This is a genomic window from Streptomyces sp. NBC_00683 (genome assembly GCF_036226745.1).
Classification (GTDB): Bacteria; Actinomycetota; Actinomycetes; order Streptomycetales; family Streptomycetaceae; genus Streptomyces.
The window spans coordinates 3311136-3334087 of the sequence record NZ_CP109013.1 but is presented as its reverse complement, the minus strand read 5'-3'; the positions used below and the strand labels follow the sequence as shown (position 1 = coordinate 3334087).

Below are 22952 nucleotides of genomic sequence, written 5' to 3'. Positions count from 1 at the left end.
GCGCCCTGCGCGGTGCCCCTCCGGAGTGTCTCCCCGGCGCCTGCCACCCGGTGGTCGCAGGCACGCGACGGCCGGTCCGGGGCCGTGCAGGAGGGTCCCCGCAGGGCGACGAACAACGAGCAGGTGCACCCGCGTGGAGCGCGCACGTTCGTTGCCCGAGGAGACACTCCGGAGGGGCACCGGGCCACCCCCACGCACGGAGTGCACCCCGCGGACCGGGCCACAATCGAGCCCGCCCGGCGATCGAGGGCAGAAGCCCGAGCCGCTTACGGCCGCACCCCCACCGGCACCCCCATGACCTCCCGCGCATGCCGTGACGGGGTCAGGCCGAGGCGCCACGCCTGCCAGCCGTCGTCCAGGTCCACGCCGCGGTTCAGGACGACCGCGAATGCCTCCGCGCAGTCCTCCAGCTTGCCGTCCCGCATCGGATGGGCGGCCCCGAGCAGGTCCGCGAGCTCCTGCTGGGCCACGGCCGTACCGACCTCGCTGCCCCCCGGTGACGCGTACGGCAGCAGCGTGCACCGCAGGAACGCGGCCCAGTCGCCGCCCCTGACGTCCCCGTACGAGGCGAACAGGCCGATCGCCTCGTCGCACAGCTCCAGTGCCTGCGCCGTACGGTTGTTGCCGCCGTCGATCAGAGCCAGCTCCAGGCAGGTCCAGGCCTCACCGTGGGCCACCCCGATGCGCCGGAAGTCGGCCCGCGCGTCCACGAGGAGCTGCCGGGCGAAACCGGAGTTGCGCAGGTTGCCCGTCTGCGCGGCCCGCTGGTCGCGGGTGACGCGCCCCGAGTGGTGCCGGGCGCACGCCAGCCCGTAGACGTCCCGCATCCGGGAGAACATCGTGCGGGACCGCTCCAGCTCCCGTACCGCCTGATCGGTGTCTCCGTCCTCCTCCAGGGCCTGCCCCAGGTAGTACCGCGTCCACGCCTCGCCCCGCGCGTCCTCGTTGTCCCGGTGCCGGGCCAGGGCGCCGCGCAGCTGCTCCACCGCGGGGGCGGGGTCGCCGTCCAGCAGCCGGGCGCGGGCCAGCTGGGTCAGGGCCCAGGCCTCCCCGCGCTCGTCCCGGGTGCGGCCGTACAGGTCCAGCGCGGTCGTCAGCTCCTCCTCGGCCCGCGCCACCTCGCCCATTCGCAGGCAGACCTGGCCGAGCTGGAAGTGCGACCAGGCCTCACCGTGCAGCGACTCGCCCTCCCGGTGCAGGGCGAGCGCGGTGTCCAGGAGCGTCAGGGCCTCGGCCAGGTTGGCCCGGTCGCGCTCGACGGCCGCCAGGGCGTGCAGGGACCAGGCCCGGTCCTCGGCCTGCTCCGGGGACGCCTGCAGCGCGAGCGCCTCCCGCAGCCGCACAGAGGCCTCGGCCAGGTTGCCCTGGTGGTGCAGGGTGATGCCGAGCGAGCAGAGCGCCAGCGCCGCACCAGCGTCGTTCTGCGCCTCCCGGTAGAGGCCGACGACGGAGGAGAGCGTGGTGCGGGCCTTGTCGAGCTCGCCGAGCTGTCGGGCCGCGATGCCCGTACGCCACTGGACCGACCGCTCCAGCAGCCCCTGGTCGACCGCCTGCGTCAGCTCGCTGATCTCGCCGAGCCGGTAGAGGTCGCCGCGCAGCAGGCAGTAGTCGCACAGGGCGCCCAGCAGATGGAGCACGGCCCCCTGGTCGACTCCTTCGGCGTGCCGCAGTGCCGAGGTGATGAAGCTCGACTCGTCGTCCAGCCAGCGAAGCGCGGCGTCCAGCGAGCTGAAGCCGTGCGAGCCGAACTGCCCGGCGCGGGTGGACATCTTGCCGTCCACCATGCGGATCACCGCGTCGGCCAGCTCCGCGTAGTTCTGGATGAGGCGTTCCTGCGCGGCGGTACGGTCCGCCGCCTCCTCCTCGTCGAGCAGCCGGGCCAGGGCGAAGTCCCGTACGAGGTCGTGCAGCCGGTAGCGCGAGCCGCGCACATGGGTGAGGAGCCCGGCCCGGGACAGGGTCTCCAGCAGCCGTGCGGCCTCCTGCTCCTCGGCGGACAGCAGGGACGCGGCAGCCGCCGCGCCGAGGCTGGCGCGCCCCGCCAGGGCGAGCCGCCGCAGCAGCCGCCTGGCCTGCTCGGGCTGGTCGGTGTAGCGCAGCCACAGGGCCCGGTCGACAGGCGCGACCGGACCGTACGCGCCGAGGTCGGCCGCGAGCGCGCTGCGGGTCCGTGCGCCGAGCGAGGAGCCCGCGACGCGCAGGGCGAGCGGCAGCCCGCCGCACAGTTCGACGACGGCGTCCGTGGACGGGTAGTCGTACGGCCCGTCCTCCTCGTCCTCGGCCGACTCCCGCAGCAGCTCCTCGGCGCCCGCCGCGTCCAGTCCGCCGACCGGCAGCTGGTGCACCCACGCCGGGATTCCGTCGGGCAGTTCGAGCGGTTCGCGCGCGGTGACGAGCACGAGGCTGTCGGAGCGCTCCGGCAGCAGCGTGCGGACCTGGGCGGCGTCGGTGGCGTCATCGAGGACGATGGTGACGGGAGTGCCGGTGAGGTGCTGGTGGTAGAGCTCGCTCAGACGCCGTACGTGCTGCTCGGCGGAGGACCTCTCCCGGAAGAGGAGCTGTTCGCGCGGTGCGCCCAGCCGGTTGAGCAGGTGCAGCAGGGCGTCCCGGGTCGCCAGCGGGGCCTCCCCGGACACATTGCCGCGGAGATCGACCACGCACGCCCCCCGGAACTGGTCCCTGAGCGCGTGAGCGGCTCGCACGGCGAGGGCCGTGCGCCCGGAACCGGGGGTGCCGTGCAGGACGACGACGGTCGGCTTGGTCTCCGTGGAGGCGCGGGCGGCGTGCACCCACTGGGCGATCTGCGCCAGTTCGCCGCGGCGGCCCGTGAACGGGCCGTCGGCTGCGGGCAGATGACCGAAGGACTGTTCGAGCAGCGACCGGGTGCGGGCGGCCGCGCTGCGGTCCCCGCCGCGCAGTTGCGGCACCACGGAGGAGGCCGCCTTCTTCGGAGTGCGGGAGGAGGCGGTCAGCATGCGCTGCTGGTCCAGGAACGGGCGGATGCCCCGTACCTCCAGTGCCGTCAGCCACTGCAGCCGCAGCTGTTCGGGGCCGCCGGGCTGGTTCAGCGCGCCCGCTCTGCGATGCGCGGCGGGCCAGTGCGACGCGGTGGCCCGGGCGACGGTCGCGGTCGCCCCCGCGACGGCGACCACGGCGCCCGCCCCGAGGGCGAGACCGGCCGCGGTGCCGAGCGCGAGGTCCGCGCCGAAGGCGGCGACGGAGGCAACCCCCGTCACCACCAGGGGTGTTCCCAGCGAGGCTCTGCTGAACCGCTCCGACAACGGCCTCTGCCCGGCCTCCGCGGCGTCGAGCGCGAGCGTGTAGGCGGCGTACTCCTCAGCCGCGCCGGCGGCCATCGTGTCGAGCGCGCCCCGCGCACGCGCCAGGAGCGCGCCCGAGTCGGTCCGTCCGCCGGTCCGCCGCGCTTCGTCCTCCACGGCGCGTACCAACAGGCGTTCTGCTTCCGCCCGATGGCTGTCCCGCATGCGTCCCCCTAGGTTCCAGCGACTGCGCATCAACCAGCTGTCATGGTCACCCAGTGTCCTGCGTACGGCGCGTCAGCGCGAGAGAGCGAGGCGATCAACCGGTAGGGGGACCGGGTACGCAAGGATTGGGTCATGGCCAACCGACTTGCGCAGACAACCTCCCCGTACCTCCTCCAGCACGCCGACAATCCCGTCGACTGGTGGCCGTGGTCGCCCGCGGCTTTCGAGGAGGCCCGCAGGCGAGGTGTTCCGGTGCTGCTGAGCGTCGGTTACGCCAGCTGCCACTGGTGCCACGTGATGGCGCACGAGTCCTTCGAGGACGCGGCGGTGGCGGACTACCTGAACGCGCACTTCGTGCCGGTGAAGGTCGACCGCGAGGAGCGTCCCGACGTCGACGCCGTGTACATGGAGGCCGTGCAGGCCGCGACCGGCCAGGGCGGCTGGCCGATGACGGTGTTCCTGACCGCCGACGCCGAACCTTTCTACTTCGGCACGTACTTCCCGCCCGAGCCCCGTCACGGCAGCCCGTCCTTCCAGCAGGTGCTCGAAGGTGTCGTGGCCGCGTGGACCGACCGCCGCGAGGAGGTCGCGGAGGTCGCCGGGCGCATCGTCCGGGACCTCGCCGGCCGCTCCCTGTCGCACGGCGGGGAGGGTGTGCCCGGTGAGCCGGAGCTGGCCCAGGCGCTGCTCGGGCTGACCCGGGACTACGACGAGAAGCGCGCGGGCTTCGGCGGGGCGCCCAAGTTCCCGCCGTCGATGGCCGTCGAGTTCCTGCTGCGCCACCACGCCCGTACGGGGGCCGAGGGCGCCCTGCAGATGGCCGAGGACACCTGTGTGGCCATGGCGCGCGGCGGGATCTACGACCAGCTCGGCGGCGGCTTCGCCCGCTACTCGGTGGACCGGGAGTGGGTCGTACCGCACTTCGAGAAGATGCTGTACGACAACGCGCTGCTGTGCCGTGTGTACGCCCACCTGTGGCGTGCCACAGGATCGGAGCTGGCCCGTCGGGTGGCCCTGGAGACCGCCGACTTCATGGTGCGCGAGCTGCGGACGGCACAGGGCGGTTTCGCCTCGGCACTGGACGCCGACAGCGAGGACGCGCACGGACGGCACGTCGAGGGCGCGTTCTACGTCTGGACGCCCGCGCAGCTGCGCGAGGTGCTGGGCGAACAGGACGCGGCTTTCGCCGCCGCGCACTTCGGGGTGACCGAGCAGGGCACCTTCGAGGAGGGAGCCTCCGTCCTGCAGCTGCCCGCGACCGCGGAGCCCGAGGACGGCGCCCGGGTCGCCGATGTGCGGGCCAGGCTGCTGGCGGCGCGTGAGCTGCGGGTGCGGCCGGAACGGGACGACAAGATCGTCGCCGCCTGGAACGGCCTGGCGATCGCGGCGCTCGCCGAGACCGGCGCGTACTTCGGCCGGCCGGATCTGATCGACCGGGCCACGGAGGCCGCCGACCTGCTCGTACGGGTCCACATGGGCCCCGTGGCCCGGCTCTGCCGTACGTCCAAGGACGGCCGCGCGGGCGACAACGCCGGGGTCCTGGAGGACTACGGCGATGTCGCGGAGGGCTTCCTGGCGCTCGCCTCCGTCACGGGTGAGGGCGTCTGGCTGGAGTTCGCCGGTTTCCTGCTGGACATCGTCCTGGAGCGGTTCAAGGGCGAGGGAGGGCAGCTGTACGACACGGCGGACGACGCGGAGCAGCTGATCCGCCGCCCGCAGGACCCCACCGACAGTGCGACCCCGGCCGGCTGGACGGCGGCCGCGGGAGCGCTGCTCTCGTACGCGGCGCACACCGGTTCGGAGGCGCACCGCACGGCGGCCGAGGGCGCGCTCGGGGTGGTGAACGCGCTCGGGCCCAAGGCCCCCCGGTTCATCGGCTGGGGGCTCGCCGTCGCCGAGGCGTGGCTGGACGGGCCGCGCGAGGTGGCGGTCGCCGGGCCGGTCGGCGGTGAGCTGCACCGGACCGCGCTGCTGGGCCGGGCGCCCGGTGCGGTGGTCGCGGCGGGCGAGGCCGCCGACGCCGGTACGGAGTTCCCCCTGCTGGTGGACCGGCCGCTGGTGGGCGGGGTGCCGACCGCGTACGTGTGCCGGCACTTCGTCTGCGACGCGCCGACGACGGACGCGGCCGAGCTGGCCGGGAAGCTGGGCGGCTGAGCCCGGCGGGACGCTCAGCCGTGCTGGTAGGCGACGAGCGAGATGCCGACGTAGTGGACGATGAAAGCGGCCAGCGTCAGTGAGTGGAACACCTCGTGGAAGCCGAACCAGCGCGGCGAGGGGTTCGGCCGCTTGATGCCGTAGATGACGCCGCCCGCGCTGTAGAGCAGCCCGCCGACGACGACGAGGACGAGGACCGCGATGCCGCCCGTGCGCATGAAGTCGGGCAGGAAGAACACCGCGGCCCAGCCCATGGCGATGTAGCAGGGGGTGTAGAGCCAGCGCGGCGCGCCGACCCAGAACACCCGGAAGGCGATACCGGCCGCCGCGGCCCCCCACACCGCCCACAGGAGCGGCCGCCCGGTGGACTCGGGCAGCAGGAGCAGGGTCAGCGGGGTGTAGGTGCCCGCGATGATCAGGAAGATGTTGGCGTGGTCGAGCCTGCGCAGCACGGCTTCGCCGACCGGGCCCCAGGTGCCGCGGTGGTAGACCGCGCTCACGCCGAACAGCAGGCAGGCACTCGCGATGTAGATCGCGCAGGCGACCCGGGCGCGCGTGCTGTCGGCCAGGGCGATCAGGGTGATGCCCGCGATGACCACCGCGGGGAACATTCCGGCGTGCAGCCAGCCGCGCATCCGTGGCTTCTCGGGGACGGGGTCATCGAGGACGACGGGTCCGGACGCGGCGGCAGAAGTCATGACCGCATGCTACCTACGCAACCGTAGGTAACGAATTCGAGTGGCGATGCTCACGTGGGCGGCCCTCTGGACATATGGGCGCGATGGTCGGATGATCAAATGAGTGCGGTCGGCACCGGATGAGCGCCAGGGGAAAATGAAGGGGTCAGCATCCGGGTCGCAGCCCCCACGGGGCACCTACAACAGACACCCTCGACAAGGAGCGATCGTGGCGCGCGACATCGCGGCTCCCCTCACTGTTCCCACCCAGCACCAGGAGCTCGTCTCCTGGGTAGACGAGATCGCAGCCCTCACCGAGCCGGACCGTGTGGTCTGGTGCGACGGCTCCGAGAGCGAGTACGAGCGCCTGTGCGAGGAGCTCGTCGCCAAGGGCACCTTCACGAAACTTGACCCGGTCAAGCGTCCGAACTCGTACTACGCCGCGTCCGACCCGAGCGATGTCGCCCGCGTCGAGGACCGCACCTTCATCTGCTCCGAGAAGGAGCAGGACGCGGGCCCGACGAACCACTGGAAGGCCCCCGCCGAGATGCGGGAGATCTTCACGGGCGAGAAGGGTGTCTTCCGCGGCTCCATGCGCGGCCGCACCATGTACGTCGTCCCGTTCTGCATGGGCCCCGTCGGCTCACCGCTCTCCGCCATCGGCGTCGAGATCACCGACTCCGCGTACGTCGCCGTCTCGATGCGCACCATGACGCGCATGGGCAGCGCCGTCCTCGACGAGCTCGGGACCGACGGCTTCTTCGTCAAGGCCGTCCACACGCTGGGCGCGCCGCTGGAGGAGGGCCAGGAGGACGTTCCGTGGCCGTGCAACTCCACCAAGTACATCTCGCACTTCCCCGAGGACCGCGAGATCTGGTCGTACGGTTCCGGCTACGGCGGCAACGCCCTGCTGGGCAAGAAGTGCTACGCGCTGCGCATCGCGTCCGTCATGGCGCGTGACGAGGGCTGGCTCGCCGAGCACATGCTCATCCTCAAGCTCACCCCGCCGCGCGGGGAGAGCAAGTACGTCGCGGCGGCCTTCCCGAGCGCCTGCGGCAAGACCAACCTCGCCATGCTGGAGCCCACGATCTCCGGCTGGACCGTCGAGACCATCGGCGACGACATCGCCTGGATGCGCTTCGGCGAGGACGGCCAGCTGTACGCGATCAACCCCGAGGCCGGCTTCTTCGGCGTCGCGCCCGGCACCGGCGAGCACACCAACGCCAACGCCATGAAGACCATGTGGGGCAACTCCGTCTTCACCAACGTCGCGCTCACCGACGACGGCGACGTGTGGTGGGAGGGCATGACCGAGGAGCTTCCCGCGCACCTCACGGACTGGAAGGGCAACGACTGGACCCCCGAGTCCGGTACGCCCGCCGCGCACCCCAACGCCCGCTTCACGGTGCCGGCCGGGCAGTGCCCGATCATCGCGCCCGAGTGGGAGGACCCGAAGGGCGTGCCGATCTCGGCCATCCTCTTCGGCGGCCGCCGCGCCTCCGCCGTCCCGCTGGTCACCGAGTCCTTCAACTGGCAGCACGGTGTCTTCCTCGGAGCCAACGTGGCCTCCGAGAAGACCGCCGCCGCCGAGGGCAAGGTCGGCGAACTGCGCCGCGACCCGTTCGCCATGCTGCCGTTCTGCGGCTACAACATGGGCGACTACATGAAGCACTGGGTCGAGGTCGGCGCCGACAAGGCGGACCAGTCGAAGCTCCCGAAGATCTACTACGTGAACTGGTTCCGCAAGAACGAGGCGGGCAAGTTCGTGTGGCCCGGCTTCGGCGAGAACAGCCGCGTCCTGAAGTGGATCGTCGAGCGCCTGGAGGGCAGGGCCGAGGGCGTCGAGACCCCGATCGGCATCCTGCCGGCCAAGGGCTCCCTGGACACCGACGGTCTGGACCTCTCCGAGTCCGACCTGGACTTCCTGCTCAACGTCGACAAGGAGGTCTGGCGCGAAGAGGCCGCGCTGATCCCCGAGCACCTCAACACCTTCGGCGACCACACGCCGACGGAACTGTGGGACGAGTACCGGGCGCTGGTGCAGCGCCTGGGCTGACGCCCCTTCGATCTCCGTGGCCGGGCATCCCGACATCCGCCCTGACCTGTGGGGGTCAACTGCCCGCCGCGGTAGGGACGTGCACGAACACGCCCCTGGCCCCCGGAGCCCCTCACGGCTCCGGGGGCTGTCCCTTTTCGGTGGGAACACCCGTGTAACGCCAACTCCTTGCGCACACTCTCTTCACAACAGTTGCATGGTCCTCACAGGGCGCCGCGGGGACACCGCAGGCGCCGACAACTCTGTGGGGGGACGCAGTTGAACAGGTCACGGCACAGAAGACGCAGCATGGCGACACTGCTCGCGCTCGCACTCGCGGGTGCGGGCCTGACGGTGCTCACCGCACCCGCCGCCCACGCGGCCGAGGACGATGTGGCCAAGCTGCCCATCTCGTCGTTCTCCTCCATGGTCGTCGACTCCGTGCACGAGCGCGTCTACGTGAGCGACGACACCCGCCTGCTGAACACGAAGTCGTCGGTGCTCGTCTACAACTTCCAGGGCCAGCGCGTCGCCACGCTGCCGAGCACGGCCGGTGCCGTGAGCGGCCTCGCGCTCTCCACGGACAGCACCAAGCTGTTCGTGTCGGAGATGGGCCGGATCGCGGCGTACGACACCGAGACCCACGCGAAGACCACCCACGCCTCCACCTACTACTGGGGCGAGTGCGGGCGGCAGGTCGCCTACTCGGGCGGCAAGGTGTGGTTCACCGAGATCGCGTACGCCACGCAGTGCGACGATCGCGTGAGCCAGCTGTACGGCACCGGCAGCACCGGGGTCTACACGACGGGCTGGGAAGGCGCGGGCAGGCTGCACTTCGCGACCACACCCGGTGCCCCGGACCTGCTCACCACGGGGCAGACGCTGAGCACCGGAGAGGCCAACCCCTACCTGACCACGTTCGACAGCAGCGGCGACACGCTCGTCCGGGGCCCGCAGCGCCGCTTCGCCGACAGTGAGGGGGCGGGTGCCCTCGACCTCAAGGACCTGGCGCTCACCCCGGACGGCAGCCGACTGGCCGTCGCCGACGCCGCCTACGGCACCCGGCTGCTCGACGCGGCCGGCCTTTCCGATGCCCCGACCGCCTACCAGCCGCTCCCGGAAGGGGCGACGGCCTCGGCCGTGGCCTTCAGCGGCGACGGCAGGTACATCGCGCGAGGCGCCGCCGCCGCAGGCTCCGTGCCCGACCTGCTGATCCAGAAGGCGGACCCGGAAGAGGGCACCACCGCGTCCGAGTTCGCCTTCGAGGGCGAACTCGACGGCGCCCGGATCGCCCCGCGCGGTCTGGGGTGGTCGAACGACGGCTCCCGGCTCTTCGCCGTGAGCACCAACGCCTCGGGCACCTCCTACTGGCTGCACGTGATCCAGCCGCCCGCTGCCCAGTACGACTCCCGCTTCACGGGCTCCCTGTCCACCACCCCGGGCCGGGCGGTCGTCGGTGAACCGCTGGGAATCCGGGGCCGGCTGGAGCTCGACGGGCCCGCCCCGGCCGAGCCGGTGAAGGTTTCGGCCGTGCGCCACGACGCGAACGGCGACCGCAAGCTGGCGGCCGTGGAGGTGGGCGAGGACGGCTCGTTCACGGTCCTCGACGTCCCCTCACTGGTCGGAGAGGCCGCATACACGCTCTCGTTCATGGGCGATGTGACTCACCGTCCGGCCGAGGACGTCACCCTTGCCGTCGCCGTGGACAGGGCGCCGACGGCGATCGTGCTCAGCGCACCGGCGGAGGGGGCGAAGAACCAGAGCCTGGAGATCACCGGCACCCTCACCGGCCAGGGCCGGGCGCTGCCCACGGGCATCACCCTGTCCGTGCAGCGCACCGACAAGCGGGGCACCGGCACGCTGACCTCGGCGGCCGTCGCGGCCGACGGCACCTTCCGGATCAACGACCTGCCCTCCGCGCGGGGCGAGGTGGTGTACACGGTCAGCTATGCGGGCGACGCCCTGCACAGCGCCTCGACGGCGTCCGTGACGGTGCGCGTCCGCGCCGCCTAGCCCGTGCGGTGGCACCCGGTCCACGAGTCTTCGCGACCCGTGGACCGGGGCCGTCAGAGGGCGCCGACCAGCTCGGGCGGCGCGGCGGAGTCCGGCGCGGCCGGGTCCGGCGCGGTGGCCGTCGGCATCGCGGCCGTGTGCGCGTCCATGCGCTCGGCCGAGAGGATCGCCACGGCCGTGTCGGCGCGGGACGCGGCGACCACCAGGGCCCGGCCCGCGAGGGCGTGGGCGCGGCGGTGGAGAGTGGCCGCGGGTGCGTCGCTCAGGCCGGCGTGCCGGGTGGGCGGGGTCCCGCGGAGCCGGGCCACCTGCTCGGCGATGCGGTCGCCCGCGGTGCCGAGCCCCAGCTCGTCGGTGACCGCGAGGAGGGCGGCCAGATGGCCGGCGAGTTGGATGTCCAGCTCCTCCTCACGGGTGCGGTGCGGGAAATCGGCGTCGTCGGCCGGTGTGTGGACCGATTTGGTGCGGATCGGCTCGTACATGGGTGGCCTCCTGGTGTTGCAGTAAGGCCATCCTAGCTTGGATTCAGTCTAAAGTTGTGGGCGATCCGGAGAATGGGCGGACCGCCCGGTCCCGCACCCGGTCTCAGGGCTGGCTGTATCCGTCCAGGAAGTTCCCGATCCGGGTCATGGCGTCGGTCAGATCCTTGGTCGACGGCAGGGTGACGACCCGGAAGTGATCGGGTTCCGGCCAGTTGAAGCCCGTCCCCTGCACCACCATGATCTTCTCGGCGCGCAGCAGGTCGAGCACCATCTGCCGGTCGTCCTTGATCTTGAAGACCTTGGGATCGAGTTTCGGGAAGAGGTACAGCGCCCCCTTCGGCTTCACACAGGTCACGCCGGGAATCTGCGTCAGCAGGTCGTACGCCGTGTCCCGCTGCTCCAGGATCCGCCCGCCCGGGAGCACCAGATCGTTGATCGACTGCCGTCCGCCGAGCGCGGTGGCCACGGCGTGCTGGGCCGGCATGTTGGCGCACAGGCGCATGTTGGCCAGGATCGTGAGCCCCTCGATGTACGAGGTGGCGTGCGCCTTCGGGCCGCAGACCGCCATCCAGCCGGAGCGGTACCCGGCGATCCGGTAGTTCTTGGAGAGCCCGTTGAAGGTGAGCACCATCAGATCGGGGGCGATGGCGGCGGTCGGGGTGTGGGTCGCGCCGTCGTACAGGATCCGGTCGTAGATCTCGTCGGAGCAGACGACGAGGTTGTGGCGCCGGGCGATCTCGGTCAGCCCGCGCAGCATCTCGTCGTCGTAGACCGCACCCGTCGGATTGTTCGGGTTGATGATCACCATGGCCTTCGTGCGGTCGGTGATCTTCCGCTCGATGTCGGCGAGGTCGGGCATCCAGTCGGACTGCTCGTCGCACCGGTAGTGCACGGCCGTGCCGCCGGCCAGGGATACCGAGGCCGTCCACAGCGGGTAGTCGGGAGCGGGGACGAGCACCTCGTCGCCGTCGTCCAGCAGTGCCTGCATGGACATCTGGATCAGCTCGGACACGCCGTTGCCGAGGTAGACGTCCTCGACGTCGAGGTCGATCCCCTTGGTCTGGTAGTGCTGCATGACCGCGCGGCGCGCGGACAGCAGGCCCTTCGCGTCGCCGTAGCCGTGCGCCCCCGCGAGGTTGCGCAGTATGTCCTCGAGGATCTCGGGCGGGCACTCGAAGCCGAACGCGGCAGGGTTGCCGGTGTTGAGCTTGAGGATGCGGTGACCTGCTGCTTCGAGCCGCATGGCCTCTTCGAGCACGGGGCCGCGGATCTCGTAACAGACGCCTGAGAGCTTCGTGGACTGGATGACCTGCATGTCTGCGAGCTTACGACCGTGTTTCACCCGGTGCTCGGAGTACGGCCCCGGGTTGCTCCCTCAGGGGCCGTACGCCGGTCCGTCCCGTCTTCCATCGGCATGCCGCCCACGGCCGCCCACCGTGGGATGGGCCGGTCGTGGCGGCGGTGGGGCTTGGAATGGGGGCGTGACGTACGGAGGCGGGTGAGATGCGCCACGCCGCCGGACTCACCCGGGCAGGACGGTCCCCACGGGGAGCCGTACGCCGAAGTCGTCGGCCAGGACGCGCAGCACCTCGGCCGCGTCGCCGAGCTCCCGTTCCACGACGGTGCCGTCGTCGGCGGTCTCGACGAGGGTGCGGCCGGACAGCGCCCGGTGGAGGCCGGGCAGGGTCCGCTGGGCGTACACCGCCTGCTGGAAGGGCGAGCGCGGATTGGTCGCGACGTGCCAGTTGATGACTTCGAAGTCCGGAGCCTCGAACGGCTCCAGGGTGAACTCGTACTGCGGCTCCCAGACCCCGCCCTTGTCCGTCTGCAGCTCCCACAGCTCGAGCGGTCCGTCGTGCGGCGCGTGTACGAGCCGGTGGTGGCGCGGGGTGTCGTGCAGTTCGGTGTCCACGATCAGCGGGATGGGCTCCAGCAGCGCCCCGCTCGCGCCGAAGCCGACATCGGCCAGGAAGACGGTGGGGGCCGTGGGGTCGGCGGGGTCGCTCTCCGTCTCCACCTTCAACAGCATGTGTGTACGGGGCCTGATGTCGCCGGGCGCGGCGCCCAGCACCACCCGCGCGGCCAGCGGCGTCACCCGGAATCCGAGCTGGGTCAGGGCCGCGGTGAGGAGGGTGTTGTGCTCGTAGCAGTACCCGCCGCGTTCGCTGCGGACGAGCTTCGACTCCACGTCGGGAAGCGCCAGGGAGGGCGCACTGCCGAGGACGGGTTCCAGATTCTCGAACGGGATGCCCAGCATGTGGGCGCGGTGCACGGACCGCAGCACCTCCCGTGTGGGGCGGCGCTCCCCGGACCAGCCGATGCGGGCGAAGTAGGCGTCGAGGTCGAGTGTCATGCACCGACCCTACAAAGCCGCCCCGGGTGTGCTCCCGGGCCTCCGCATACCGGAGCGGGCGGGATCTCCCGGGTCGTCAGGCGCCGGACGGCGGCTCGATGCGCGCCAGCCAGGCGGTGAGGAGCGTTTCGAGCTGTGCGGCTTCCTCGGGGGACAGGGTGTCCAGCAGCCCCCGCTCGTTGCGCATGTGGGCGCCGAATGCCTGGTCGATGACATTCCGCCCCGCCGGGGTGAGCGCGACGACGCGCCCCCGGCCGTCGGCCGCCGAACGGCGGCGGGTGACGAGGCCGTCGCGCTCCAGGCGGTCGATCCGCTTCGTCATGGCGCCGGTCGTGACCATGGTGTGTGCCGCCAGCTCCCCGGGGGCCCGCTCGAAGGGCTCACCGGCACGCCGGAGAGCGGCCAGCACGTCGAACTCGCCCTCGCTCAGGCCGTGGCGCCGGTAGACGGCGCAGAGCTGCTCGGTGAGCAGCGCGCCCAGCCGGTGCAGCCGCCCGATCACTGCCTGCGGCCGGACGTCGAGGTCGGGGCGTTCACGGGCCCACTCGGCCTGGATGCGGGCTACGTGGTCGAGCGGCGCTTCGGAGTCCTCCTGCATGACTTCACTATAGCTTCCATGGAAGGCATAATAGTTTCCATGGAAGCTAGTGTGCGGTGGACGCTGGTCACGGCGATCGCTCCCGTGGCCTGGGGTACGACGTACTTCGTCACCCATGAGTACCTGCCGGCCGGGGACCCGCTGTACGGCGCCGCGATCAGGGCGCTGCCCGCGGGGCTGCTGCTCCTCGCCGTACGCAGACAGCTGCCGCGCGGGTCGTGGTGGTGGCGCAGCGCCGTTCTGGGGCTGCTCAACACGGGCGTCTTCTTCGCCCTGGTGTACGTCGCCGCTCAGGTGCTCCCGACCAGCCTGGCCTCGACGATCATGGCGACCTCGCCGATGGTCATGATGATGATCGCCTGGGGGCTGGTCGCGGAACGCCCGCACGTACGGCACCTGGCCGGTGCGGGCGTCGGCGCCGGGGGAGTGGCGCTCATGCTCCTCACGGGTGCGGATCAGGTCGAGCCGCTGGGTGTGATCGCCTCCGTCGCGGCCATGCTCCTGTCGTCCCTGGGGTACATCCTCGCCAAACGATGGGGAGGCGGGGTGGACGTCCTCGCCTCCACGTCCTGGCAGCTGATCGCCGGCGGGCTCCTGCTGCTGCCGTTCGCGGTCGTCGTCGAGGGGGCGCCGCCGCACCTGGACGCGCCCGCCCTGCTCGGATTCGGCTACGTCTCCGTGGTGGCGACGGCGCTGGCCTTCGCCGCCTGGTTCGCCGGGCTGAGGCACCTGCCCGCGGCGACGGTGGGCCTGGTCGGCCTGCTCAACCCCGTCACCGGTGTCCTTCTGGGCACGGTGATCGCGGGCGAGGTGCTCACGGTGCGTCAGCTCTGCGGGCTGGTCCTGGTGCTGGCCGGAGTCCTCCTCGGCAGGCCCGTCGTCAGGAAGGTGAAGGCGGCGCGGGCGGTGAGTTCCGTGCACTGATTCGCTCGGCGGCTTGAATTCGCCCCTTGTGGGGCACCTCTCCATACGCAAACATGCGCATGTCAAAAACCGGAAGAACTCCGGTCACAGGCATATACGGAGGGGACCCCCACATGAACAAGCCTCTCATCGGCGCACTTTTTGCTGTCCTGTTCCTCGGCGCGGGCATCGCACCCGCAACCGCGGCCACCGGCCCCGACACCGCCGAAGTCCGGGTGAAGGCGGTCGACTTCGCCGGGACGGTCGCGCTCAGCAACTGTTCCGGCTCGGTCGTACGGGCACCGTCCTCGCAGCCCGGCGACCCGGCCCTCGTGCTGTCCAACGGGCACTGCCTGGAGAGCGGCTTCCCCGACCCGGGCGAAGTCGTCCTCAACCAGGCCTCGACGCGGAGCTTCACGCTGCTGAACGCGGCGGGCAGCGGTGTCGGCACCCTGCGCGCGAGCAAGGTCGCGTACGGGACGATGACGGACACGGACGTCTCGCTCTACCAGCTCACCAGGACGTACGCCCAGATCGAGAGCAGCTACGGCATCAAGGCGCTGGAACTCGACTCCGCGCGACCGGTCCAGGGCTCCGCGATCACGGTGGCCTCGGGCTACTGGAAGCGCACCTACAGCTGCGACATCGACGGGTTCGCCTACCGGCTGAAGGAAGGCGCCTGGACCTGGAAGGACTCGATCCGCTACACCTCCGCCTGTCAGACCATCGGCGGGACGTCCGGCTCCCCGGTGATCGACGACGCGACCGGCAAGGTGGTCGCCGTCAACAACACCGGTAACGAGGACGGCCAGCAGTGCACGGACAACAACCCGTGCGAGGTCGACGAGAACGGCACCGTCACCGTCCGCGAGGGCATCAACTACGCCCAGCAGACGTACGGCATCGTGCCGTGCATCGGCAGCGGCAACCAGATCGACCTGAACCGGGCCGGCTGCGCGCTGCCCAAGCCGTAGCGGGAAGCGGCCGTCGAGCCGGGGTTGCCACCCCGGCTTCGACGGCCCCTTCCGTCGGAGGTTCACCCGAGGAGCGCCTCCCTCAGCCCCGCGCCCGCCCCGTACCCCGTACCGCGCGGCCGGCCAGGGTGGTGGTCCGCCTGCCGTCCTCGATGACGAAGCGGCCGTCGATCAGGACGTGCGGGATGCCCACCGGCAGGGTGCGGGGCTCCTCGAAGGTCGAGCCCGCCGCCACCGTGGCCGGGTCGAAGAGGACCAGGTCCGCGCGGTAGCCCTCGCGGACGAGGCCCCGGTCGGGCAGGCGCAGGCGGGCGGCGGGGCGGGAGGTGAGGTGCGCGACGCACTCCTCCAGGGTCAGGATGCCCAACTCCCGTACGTACCGCCCGAGGTACTGGGGGAACGTGCCGTAGGCGCGCGGGTGGGGCTTGTCGCCCTGGAGGATGCCGTCGCTGCCGCCGGTGTGCACCCGGTGGCGCATGATCTGCTGGACGTTCTCCTCGTGGCCCACGTGCTGGAGGATCGTCGTGCCGAGCCGGTCCTCGGTGAGCAGCCGGCGGGCGGTCACCCAGGGGGCCTCGCCGCGCAGCCGGGCCGACTCGGCCACCGTACGGCCGACGTAAGCGGACAGGGCCGGTGCGCCGACGCCCGAGATCTCGATCGTGTCCCACTCGATCGGGACACCGTGGCAGCCGTCCGAGCCGACGACCTCCAGGTGATGGCGTATCCGCTCCGCCGTCGCTTCGTCCGCGAGCCGGGTCAGCACCGACTCCGGACCGCCCTCGCCCGCCCAGCTCGGCAGCATCGCGACGAGCGTCGTGCAGCCGGGGGTGTACGGGTAGGTGTCCAGGGAGATGTCCGCGCCCGACGCGAGGGCGTCGTCCAGGAGTGCGAGGAGGTCCGGTGCCTTCCCCTTGTTCACGCCGAAGTTCATGGTGGCGTGGGCGAGATGGAGGGCGCAGCCGGCGTCGCGGGTGAGCTGCACCATCTCCTCGTACGCGGCGAGCGCCCCGGCACCGTACGAGCGGTGGTGCGGGCAGTAGTAGCCGCCGTGCTCGGCCACCACCCGGCACAGCTCGGTGAGTTCGGAGTCGTTCGCGTACATCCCCGGGGTGTACGTCAGCCCTGAGGACATGCCGACCGCGCCCTCGGCCATGCCCTGCGCGACGAGTTCCTTCATCCGGGCCAGCTCGGCGCCGGTGGCCGGCCGGTCCTCCCAGCCGACCGCGAGCATCCGTACGGTGCCCTGCGGGATCAGGTAGGCGGCGTTGACGGCGATGCCCTGGCCGTCGAAGTTGCGGTCGAGGCGGTCCAGGTACTCGCCGACGGTGCGCCAGTCGAAGTCGATGTCCGAGCCGTCGCCGTTCCAGCCGGCGATGGAGCGGCGCACCTCGGCGAGCGTGCGGTCGTCGGCGGGGGCGTAGGACAGCCCGTCCTGGCCGAGGACTTCGAGGGTGACGCCCTGGGCGGCCTTCGCGCTGTGGTCGGGGTCGCGCAGCAGGGCCAGGTCGCTGTGGGCGTGCATGTCGACGAAGCCGGGGGAGAGCGCGAGGCCGTCGGCGTCCAGGGTGCGGGCGGCGGTGGGGCGCGGGCCGTCGCCCTCGCCCCGGATCTCGACGATCCGGCCGTCGTCGATGCCTACGTCGGCTCGGTGGGCGGGGGCGCCGGAGCCGTCGATGACGGTCGCGTCGCGGATGACCAGGTCCATGGTGTGGCTCGCCTTTCAGGGGGCCGGTCCCGTGACCGGGGCTCCGCCGCCGGACCCCACGCCCTCCGGGCGATTGAGGAGCGGGGTTCCGGGGCGGAGCCCCGGTCACGGGAAGGGGCGGGGCGGGGAAACGAACCCCGCAGGGGTCAGAAGAACGTGCGGATGTAGTCCGTGACCGTGCCGTCCGCCTGCACCAGCGGAATCAGCTGCCACTTGTCGAAGCTCGTGCACGGGTGGGACAGCCCCATCCCGACCCAGTCGCCCACCTCCAGCTCGGCGCCCTCCTCCGTACCGACCCAGGTGTGCTGGTCGGACAGACCGGTGACCGTGATGCCGGTGGCGGCCCGCACCGAGCCGTCGCGCGCGGACCGTACGACCTGCGCCTGCGGGAGGTCGAGGTCGTACGCCGCGTCCCGCTTGCCCGCGTTGAGGAACGCCTGCTCGCCGGAGGGGCGTGAGACGACCTGGGCCCAGAGCCGGAAGGCGGGCTGCAGGGCGCCCTCCTCCGGGACGCGGTTGAACGGGGTGATGCGCAGGTAGTGGCCGTCGTCGTGCGAGACGTACGCCCCGGAGCGCAGCAGCTTGCAGACGGGGCGGGAGAGTTCGGGAATCCCCGCGAAGACGTCGGCGACCGCGTCGAACCAGGCGCTGCCGCCCGCGCTGATCAGGATCTCGTCGGCCGGGGCGAGCTTCGCGAAGCGGCCGGCCGCGTCGAAGCCGGCGGCCAGCGCGACGAGACGGCGCAGCCACTCCCGTACGCGCTCGGGGGAGGCGTCGGGCACCTCGCCCTCGTACCCGGCGACGCCCACCAGGCGCAGCGTGGACGTGGCGGCCACCGCGTCGGCGACGGCCACGCAGTCGGCCTCCGTACGGGCACCGGTGCGCGCGCCCTGGCCCGCGCCCAGTTCCACGACGACGTCGACGGGGCGTACGGCGCCCGCGGCGCGCAGGGCCTCGTCCATCAGCTCGACGCCGCGCACGGAGTCGACGTAACAGGCGAACGTGAAGTCCGGGTCGCCGTCCAGCTCGGCGGCGAGCCAGCGCAGCGCCACCGCGTCGACGACCTCGTTGGCCAGGAAGATCCGCTGGATGCCGTGCGCACGGTAGACGCGTGCCTGGTGGGGGACGGCGGCCGTGATGCCCCAGGCGCCGTACTCCAGCTGACGGGCGAAGAGCTGCGGGGACATCGACGTCTTGCCGTGCGGTGCGAAGGCCAGGCCGTGCCGCTCGGCGTACGTCTCGAGCAGCGCGAGGTTCGCCTCGACCGACTCCGCGGACAGGGCCAGCACCGGGGTGGTGAACCCGCCGGTGAAGAGGTTCCGGCGTTCGGCGGCCAGGGCGCCGACACTCAGTCCCTCCGCGTCGGGGGGCAGCGCCTTGAAGCGGTGGTCGACCCGTTCGTCGATGAGTGCCGTGACGGACTGCTCGGCGGCCAAGGGAGCCTCCTCGAAAGTGATCGTTGCATCATGTGCAACACCCATTGCGCATATCGCTTGACGCTGTCTAACATCCGAGCCGATGCCGGGTCAATGGTGAGCACCGGCGCCGACAGCCGACCACGAGGAGCCCAGAGTGTCCGGATCCGCAGCCGGGACAAGCACCGCAGACGCGGACGTCGTCTGTCTCGGTGAGTCCATGGTGACGTTCCTGCCCTCGCAGCCCGGCCGCCTCGCCGACGTCCCCACCTTCGGCCGAGGCATCGGCGGCGCCGAGTCCAACGTCGCCTGCGCGCTCGCCGCGGCCGGCCACCGGACCAGGTGGGTCAGCCGGGTCGGCGCCGACGGCTTCGGCGACCACCTCGTCGCCGCCGTCGCCGGATACGGCGTGGACACCTCCGCCGTACGACGCGACCCGGACCGCCCCACCGGCATCTACTTCCGCACGGCGACGGACCGGGCCACCGACACCCACGAGGTCGCCTACTACCGGGCGGGATCCGCCGCCTCCGCGATGTCCCCGCACAACGTCCCGTACGAGGACCTCCTGACCGGCCGCATCCTGCACCTGTCCGGCATCACGGCCGCACTCTCCGCGGACTGCCTGGCACTGCTCCAGGACCTGACCGCCCCGAGGGACGGCCGCCCGCTGGTCTCCTTCGACGTCAACCACCGCCCCGGCCTGTGGCGGAACGGCGCCGCGGGACCGGACGTACTGCTCGACCTCGCCCGCCGCTGCGACCTCGTCTTCGTCGGCGAGGACGAGGCCGAGGAGGCGTGGGGGGTCGGCGGAACAGCCGCGATCCGCGAGGCACTGCCGGAGCCCGCGGTCCTGGTCGTCAAGCGCGGGAGCGAGGGAGCGACGGTGTTCTCGCGCGGTGCGGAAGGCACCGACACCGCCACCACCGTCCCCGCCCTCCACGTCGACGTCGTCGCCCCCGTCGGCGCCGGTGACGCCTTCGCCGCCGGATTCCTCTCCGCCACCCTGCGCGAACTGCCCGTACGGCACCGGATCCGGCACGGCCACCTCATGGCCGCCGCCGTCCTCACCGTCCCCGGCGACCTCACCGGCCCCCCGGCCCGCGCGTACGCGGACCGTCTCGCGGACCTCGACGACGACGCCTGGGGGAGACTTCGTCTCGGCCCCGGGTGGACGGGGGACGATCCGGAGGTACGTACGCCGTGAACGAGCGCAGCGAGAGAACAGACAAGAGGGGCATCCCGGACGAAGTCCTGGCCGAGGGCAGCGAGGCACGCGCATGAGCCAGACCGTCGACCGCGCGCTGAGCATCCTGCCGCTGCTCGCCCAGGGCCCCGCCGACCTCGGCCAGGTCGCCGAGCGGCTCGGCGTCCACAAGTCCACGGCGCTGCGCCTGCTGCGTACGCTCCACGAGCACGGACTCGTCTACCGCCAGCAGGACCAGCGCTACCGCCTGGGCGCCCGGCTCTTCGCCCTCGCGCAGGAGGCCGTCGAGAACCTCGACGTCCGTGAGATCGCGCACACCCACCTCGTCGAGCTCAACGAACAGTGCGGGCACACCGTCCACCTCGCCGTGTACGAGGAGAACGAGGTCCTCTACATCGACAAGGTCGAGAGCCGCTACCCGGTGCGGATGTACTCGCGGATCGGCAAGCCCGTCGCGATCACCGTCGCCGCCGTCGCCAAACTGCTCCTGGCCGACCTGACCGAGCAGGAGCGGCGCGCGATCGCCGAGCGGCTCGACTACCCCATGTACACGTCCCGTTCGACCCCGAACGCCGGCGCGTTCCTCAAGGAACTCGCCGGCGTGCGCGAACAGGGCTGGGCCACCGACCTCGGTGGCCACGAGGAGTCCATCAACTGCGTCGGCGCCCCCATCCGGGGTGCGGACGGGCGGGTCGTCGCCGCCATGTCGGTGTCCGCACCGAACGTGGTCGTCACGGCCGAGGAACTCCTCACCCTGCTCCCCCTGGTGCGCCGCACCGCCGACACCATCAGCCGGGAGTACTCCGGCGCCACCCCCACCAAGAAAGCCTGAACCGTCATGACCGAGAAGACCGCACTCACCCCCAGCACCCACACCGCTCCGCCCGCGAAGTTCTCGCACGGCGTGAAGAAGGGGAACATCCTCCAGGTCGCCGGACAGGTCGGCTTCCTGCCCGCCGACCGCGACGGGACCGGCCGGGCGCCCACCCCGGCCGGCCCGACGCTGCGCGAGCAGACCCTGCAGACCTTCGCCAACGTCAAGGCGATCCTGGAGGAGGGCGGCGCGAGCTGGGACGACGTGATGATGATGCGCGTCTACCTCACGGACGTGGACCACTTCGCCGAGATGAACGCGATCTACAACGCGTACTTCGAGGAGCAGGGGCTCAAGGCCCCCGCCTCCGCCCGCACGACGGTCTACGTCGGCCTCCCCGCGGGACTCCTCATCGAGATCGACGCCCTCGCGGTCCTCGGCTGACCCGCTTCCCCCACCGCCCCACCCGCATCACGGCCCGGCGCCCCGTCCCCTTTCGCACGGGAGCGCCGTGCCGCGCTCCCCCCTGCCCCGAAGGACCCCCCTGTTACCCCCCGGAGTTGACCGAACATGCTGCTCGCTGCCCCACCGGCGCCGGCCGAGATACCACCGCACACCGGTGGACTGCTGCTCCTGATCGACGGCACCGCAGGACTGCTGACCGTCGCCGCGCTCGGAATCGCGCTCCTGCTCCTCCTGATCATCAAGGTCAGGCTGCAGCCGTTCGTCGCGCTGCTCGCCGTCTCCATAGCCGTCGGCCTGGGTGCCGGTCTCTCCGTCACCGAACTCTTCGGCACGGTCCAGAAGTCCGCAGCCGTCTCCGTCATCGAAGCCGGCATGGGCGGCATCCTCGGCCATGTCGCGATCATCATCGGCCTCGGCACCATGCTCGGCGCGATCCTCGAGGTCTCCGGCGGCGCCGAGGTGCTGAGCACCCGCCTGCTCAACCTCTTCGGCGAGAAGCGCGCCCCGCTCGCCATGGGCCTCACCGGTCTGATCTTCGGTATCCCGGTCTTCTTCGACGTCGGCATCTTCGTCCTGGCGCCGATCGTGTACGCCGCGGCGAAGCGCTCGGGCAAATCGATCCTGCTGTACGCGATGCCGCTGCTGGCCGGTCTCTCCATGACCCACGCGTTCCTGCCGCCGCACCCCGGACCTGTCGCCGCCGCCGGGCTCTTCGACGTCTCCCTCGGCTGGGTCATCCTGATGGGTGCCGTCGTCGGCATCCCGTCCGTACTCGCCGCCTGGGTCTACGCCGCCTGGATCGGCAAGCGCATCTTCGTCGAGGTCCCGCAGGACATGGTGGAGGCCGCCGAGGAGGCCAAGGCCGCCGTCGCCGCCGAACAGCGCGCCGACGGGGTCACCCCCCGCGAGAAGCCCGTCGCGCTCGGCACCGTGCTCGCGATCATCGGCGCGCCCCTGGTGCTGATCCTCGCCGCGACGTTCTCCTCCATCGCGCTGGACCCCTCCACCCTGCGCTCCGTCATCGAGTTCTTCGGCAGCCCGTTCGTCGCGCTGACCATCGCGCTGTTCCTCGCGTACTACCTGCTGGGCATCCGGCGCGGCTGGTCCCGCAAGTCCCTCGAATCGGTCTCCACGTCCTCGCTCAAGCCGGTCGGCAACATCCTGCTGGTCGTCGGCGCGGGCGGGATCTTCGGCGCCGTGCTCAAGGCCAGCGGCATCGCGGACGCGCTCGCCGACACCTTCAACGACGTCGGCCTCCCGGTCATCCTGCTCGCCTGGCTGATCTCCGTGGTGCTGCGGGTCGCCCAGGGCTCGGCCACGGTCGCGATCGTCACCACGGCGGGCATCGTCGTCCCGCTGGTCGAGGGCCAGGACATGTCGCAGGCGCACCTCGCGCTGATCATCATGGCGATCTCCGCAGGTTCCATCTTCGCCTCGCACGTCAACGACGGCGGGTTCTGGATGGTCTCGAAGTACTTCGGCATCTCGGAGCGCGACACCCTGAAGTCGTGGACGGTCCTGGAGACGGTCCTGTCGGTCGCGGGCTTCGTGGTCGCCGCGGCGCTGAGCCTGGTGATCTGACCCCTCCGGCCCGCGGATCCGACCCCTGCGGCCGCACCGGGATCCGGTGCGGCCGGAGGGGCCGGTGCGACGCGCCCCCTTGTGCGATCTG

17 protein-coding genes are annotated in these 22952 nt (G+C 71.6%); 9 read left to right on the top strand and 8 right to left on the bottom strand.

Annotated elements, in window-relative coordinates; genetic code table 11:
* Positions 1 to 266: 266 nt before the first annotated feature.
* Positions 267 to 3485, bottom strand: coding sequence for a tetratricopeptide repeat protein (locus OG257_RS14575; RefSeq protein WP_329207950.1), 3219 nt, complete (start codon positions 3483 to 3485; stop codon positions 267 to 269).
* A gap of 132 nt (positions 3486 to 3617) precedes the next feature.
* On the opposite strand from OG257_RS14575, the gene OG257_RS14570 reads away from it, so the two are divergent.
* Entirely contained in the window at positions 3618 to 5639 is a 2022-nt protein-coding gene (locus OG257_RS14570) for a thioredoxin domain-containing protein (protein ID WP_329207948.1), read from the top strand.
* Between the two features lie 14 nt (positions 5640 to 5653).
* Here OG257_RS14570 and trhA read toward each other — a convergent pair whose 3' ends face one another.
* Positions 5654 to 6337, bottom strand: coding sequence for a PAQR family membrane homeostasis protein TrhA (trhA, locus tag OG257_RS14565; protein ID WP_329207946.1), 684 nt, complete (start codon positions 6335 to 6337; stop codon positions 5654 to 5656).
* 208 nt (positions 6338 to 6545) lie between these two features.
* Here trhA and OG257_RS14560 point away from each other — a divergent pair, with 208 nt between their 5' ends.
* Together OG257_RS14560 and OG257_RS14555 are read left to right on the top strand one after the other, a co-directional pair.
* Positions 6546 to 8372, top strand: coding sequence for a phosphoenolpyruvate carboxykinase (GTP) (locus OG257_RS14560; RefSeq protein WP_329207944.1), 1827 nt, complete (start codon positions 6546 to 6548; stop codon positions 8370 to 8372).
* Between the two features lie 288 nt (positions 8373 to 8660).
* Positions 8661 to 10364 (top strand): Ig-like domain repeat protein, encoded by a 1704-nt coding sequence (locus OG257_RS14555; RefSeq protein ID WP_329207943.1) that lies wholly within the window; start codon positions 8661 to 8663, stop codon positions 10362 to 10364.
* A gap of 53 nt (positions 10365 to 10417) precedes the next feature.
* Here OG257_RS14555 and OG257_RS14550 read toward each other — a convergent pair whose 3' ends face one another.
* From OG257_RS14550 to OG257_RS14535, 4 genes are all read right to left on the bottom strand, one after another.
* Complete coding sequence (locus OG257_RS14550; protein ID WP_329207941.1) at positions 10418 to 10846, bottom strand: SCO4983 family protein; 429 nt, start codon at positions 10844 to 10846, stop codon at positions 10418 to 10420.
* Between the two features lie 103 nt (positions 10847 to 10949).
* Complete coding sequence (locus tag OG257_RS14545) at positions 10950 to 12161, bottom strand: pyridoxal phosphate-dependent aminotransferase (protein ID WP_329207939.1); 1212 nt, start codon at positions 12159 to 12161, stop codon at positions 10950 to 10952.
* Between the two features lie 207 nt (positions 12162 to 12368).
* Positions 12369 to 13199, bottom strand: coding sequence for an arylamine N-acetyltransferase family protein (locus OG257_RS14540; RefSeq protein WP_329207937.1), 831 nt, complete (start codon positions 13197 to 13199; stop codon positions 12369 to 12371).
* 76 nt (positions 13200 to 13275) lie between these two features.
* A complete protein-coding gene (locus tag OG257_RS14535) occupies positions 13276 to 13797 on the bottom strand; it encodes a MarR family winged helix-turn-helix transcriptional regulator (protein WP_329207935.1) in 522 nt (173 codons plus the stop codon).
* A 39-nt stretch (positions 13798 to 13836) separates the two neighbouring features.
* On the opposite strand from OG257_RS14535, the gene OG257_RS14530 reads away from it, so the two are divergent.
* Together OG257_RS14530 and OG257_RS14525 are read left to right on the top strand one after the other, a co-directional pair.
* Positions 13837 to 14721, top strand: a complete 885-nt coding sequence (locus OG257_RS14530; RefSeq protein ID WP_329207933.1) for an EamA family transporter — start codon at positions 13837 to 13839, stop codon at positions 14719 to 14721.
* A gap of 113 nt (positions 14722 to 14834) precedes the next feature.
* On the top strand, positions 14835 to 15674 hold the full coding sequence (locus OG257_RS14525) for a S1 family peptidase (RefSeq protein WP_329207932.1): 840 nt from the start codon (positions 14835 to 14837) through the stop codon (positions 15672 to 15674).
* Between the two features lie 82 nt (positions 15675 to 15756).
* Here the strand turns inward: OG257_RS14525 and OG257_RS14520 are convergent, their stop codons facing one another.
* Complete coding sequence (locus tag OG257_RS14520) at positions 15757 to 17379, bottom strand: N-acyl-D-amino-acid deacylase family protein (protein WP_329207931.1); 1623 nt, start codon at positions 17377 to 17379, stop codon at positions 15757 to 15759.
* Between the two features lie 146 nt (positions 17380 to 17525).
* The gene (locus OG257_RS14515; RefSeq protein ID WP_329207929.1) at positions 17526 to 18860 is read right to left on the bottom strand and encodes an alanine racemase; all 1335 of its coding nucleotides are present in this window, start codon (positions 18858 to 18860) and stop codon (positions 17526 to 17528) included.
* A gap of 91 nt (positions 18861 to 18951) precedes the next feature.
* Between OG257_RS14515 and OG257_RS14510 the strand changes: the two genes are divergently transcribed.
* From OG257_RS14510 to OG257_RS14495, 4 genes are all read left to right on the top strand, one after another.
* Positions 18952 to 20001 (top strand): sugar kinase, encoded by a 1050-nt coding sequence (locus tag OG257_RS14510; RefSeq protein ID WP_329207928.1) that lies wholly within the window; start codon positions 18952 to 18954, stop codon positions 19999 to 20001.
* A gap of 73 nt (positions 20002 to 20074) precedes the next feature.
* Positions 20075 to 20833, top strand: a complete 759-nt coding sequence (locus OG257_RS14505) for an IclR family transcriptional regulator (protein ID WP_329207926.1) — start codon at positions 20075 to 20077, stop codon at positions 20831 to 20833.
* Positions 20834 to 20839: 6 nt separating this feature from the next.
* Positions 20840 to 21259 carry a RidA family protein gene (locus OG257_RS14500; protein ID WP_329207924.1) on the top strand — a complete coding sequence of 140 codons (420 nt, stop codon included), beginning with the start codon at positions 20840 to 20842 and terminating at the stop codon, positions 21257 to 21259.
* A 126-nt stretch (positions 21260 to 21385) separates the two neighbouring features.
* Positions 21386 to 22861, top strand: a complete 1476-nt coding sequence (locus tag OG257_RS14495; protein ID WP_329207922.1) for a GntP family permease — start codon at positions 21386 to 21388, stop codon at positions 22859 to 22861.
* Positions 22862 to 22952: the final 91 nt, after the last annotated feature.

Excerpts from the sequence above, each read along its gene's own strand:
- OG257_RS14575 (WP_329207950.1), bottom strand. The coding sequence starts at position 3,485 with ATGCGGGACAGCCATCGGGCGGAAGCAGAACGCCTGTTGGTACGCGCC.
- OG257_RS14570 (WP_329207948.1), top strand. The coding sequence starts at position 3,618 with ATGGCCAACCGACTTGCGCAGACAACCTCCCCGTACCTCCTCCAGCAC.
- trhA (WP_329207946.1), bottom strand. The coding sequence starts at position 6,337 with ATGACTTCTGCCGCCGCGTCCGGACCCGTCGTCCTCGATGACCCCGTC.
- OG257_RS14555 (WP_329207943.1), top strand. The coding sequence starts at position 8,661 with ATGGCGACACTGCTCGCGCTCGCACTCGCGGGTGCGGGCCTGACGGTG.
- OG257_RS14550 (WP_329207941.1), bottom strand. The coding sequence starts at position 10,846 with ATGTACGAGCCGATCCGCACCAAATCGGTCCACACACCGGCCGACGAC.
- OG257_RS14545 (WP_329207939.1), bottom strand. The coding sequence starts at position 12,161 with ATGCAGGTCATCCAGTCCACGAAGCTCTCAGGCGTCTGTTACGAGATC.
- OG257_RS14540 (WP_329207937.1), bottom strand. The coding sequence starts at position 13,199 with ATGACACTCGACCTCGACGCCTACTTCGCCCGCATCGGCTGGTCCGGG.
- OG257_RS14535 (WP_329207935.1), bottom strand. The coding sequence starts at position 13,797 with ATGCAGGAGGACTCCGAAGCGCCGCTCGACCACGTAGCCCGCATCCAG.
- OG257_RS14530 (WP_329207933.1), top strand. The coding sequence starts at position 13,837 with ATGGAAGCTAGTGTGCGGTGGACGCTGGTCACGGCGATCGCTCCCGTG.
- OG257_RS14525 (WP_329207932.1), top strand. The coding sequence starts at position 14,835 with ATGAACAAGCCTCTCATCGGCGCACTTTTTGCTGTCCTGTTCCTCGGC.
- OG257_RS14520 (WP_329207931.1), bottom strand. The coding sequence starts at position 17,379 with ATGGACCTGGTCATCCGCGACGCGACCGTCATCGACGGCTCCGGCGCC.
- OG257_RS14515 (WP_329207929.1), bottom strand. The coding sequence starts at position 18,860 with ATGGGTGTTGCACATGATGCAACGATCACTTTCGAGGAGGCTCCCTTG.
- OG257_RS14505 (WP_329207926.1), top strand. The coding sequence starts at position 20,075 with ATGAGCCAGACCGTCGACCGCGCGCTGAGCATCCTGCCGCTGCTCGCC.
- OG257_RS14500 (WP_329207924.1), top strand. The coding sequence starts at position 20,840 with ATGACCGAGAAGACCGCACTCACCCCCAGCACCCACACCGCTCCGCCC.
- OG257_RS14495 (WP_329207922.1), top strand. The coding sequence starts at position 21,386 with ATGCTGCTCGCTGCCCCACCGGCGCCGGCCGAGATACCACCGCACACC.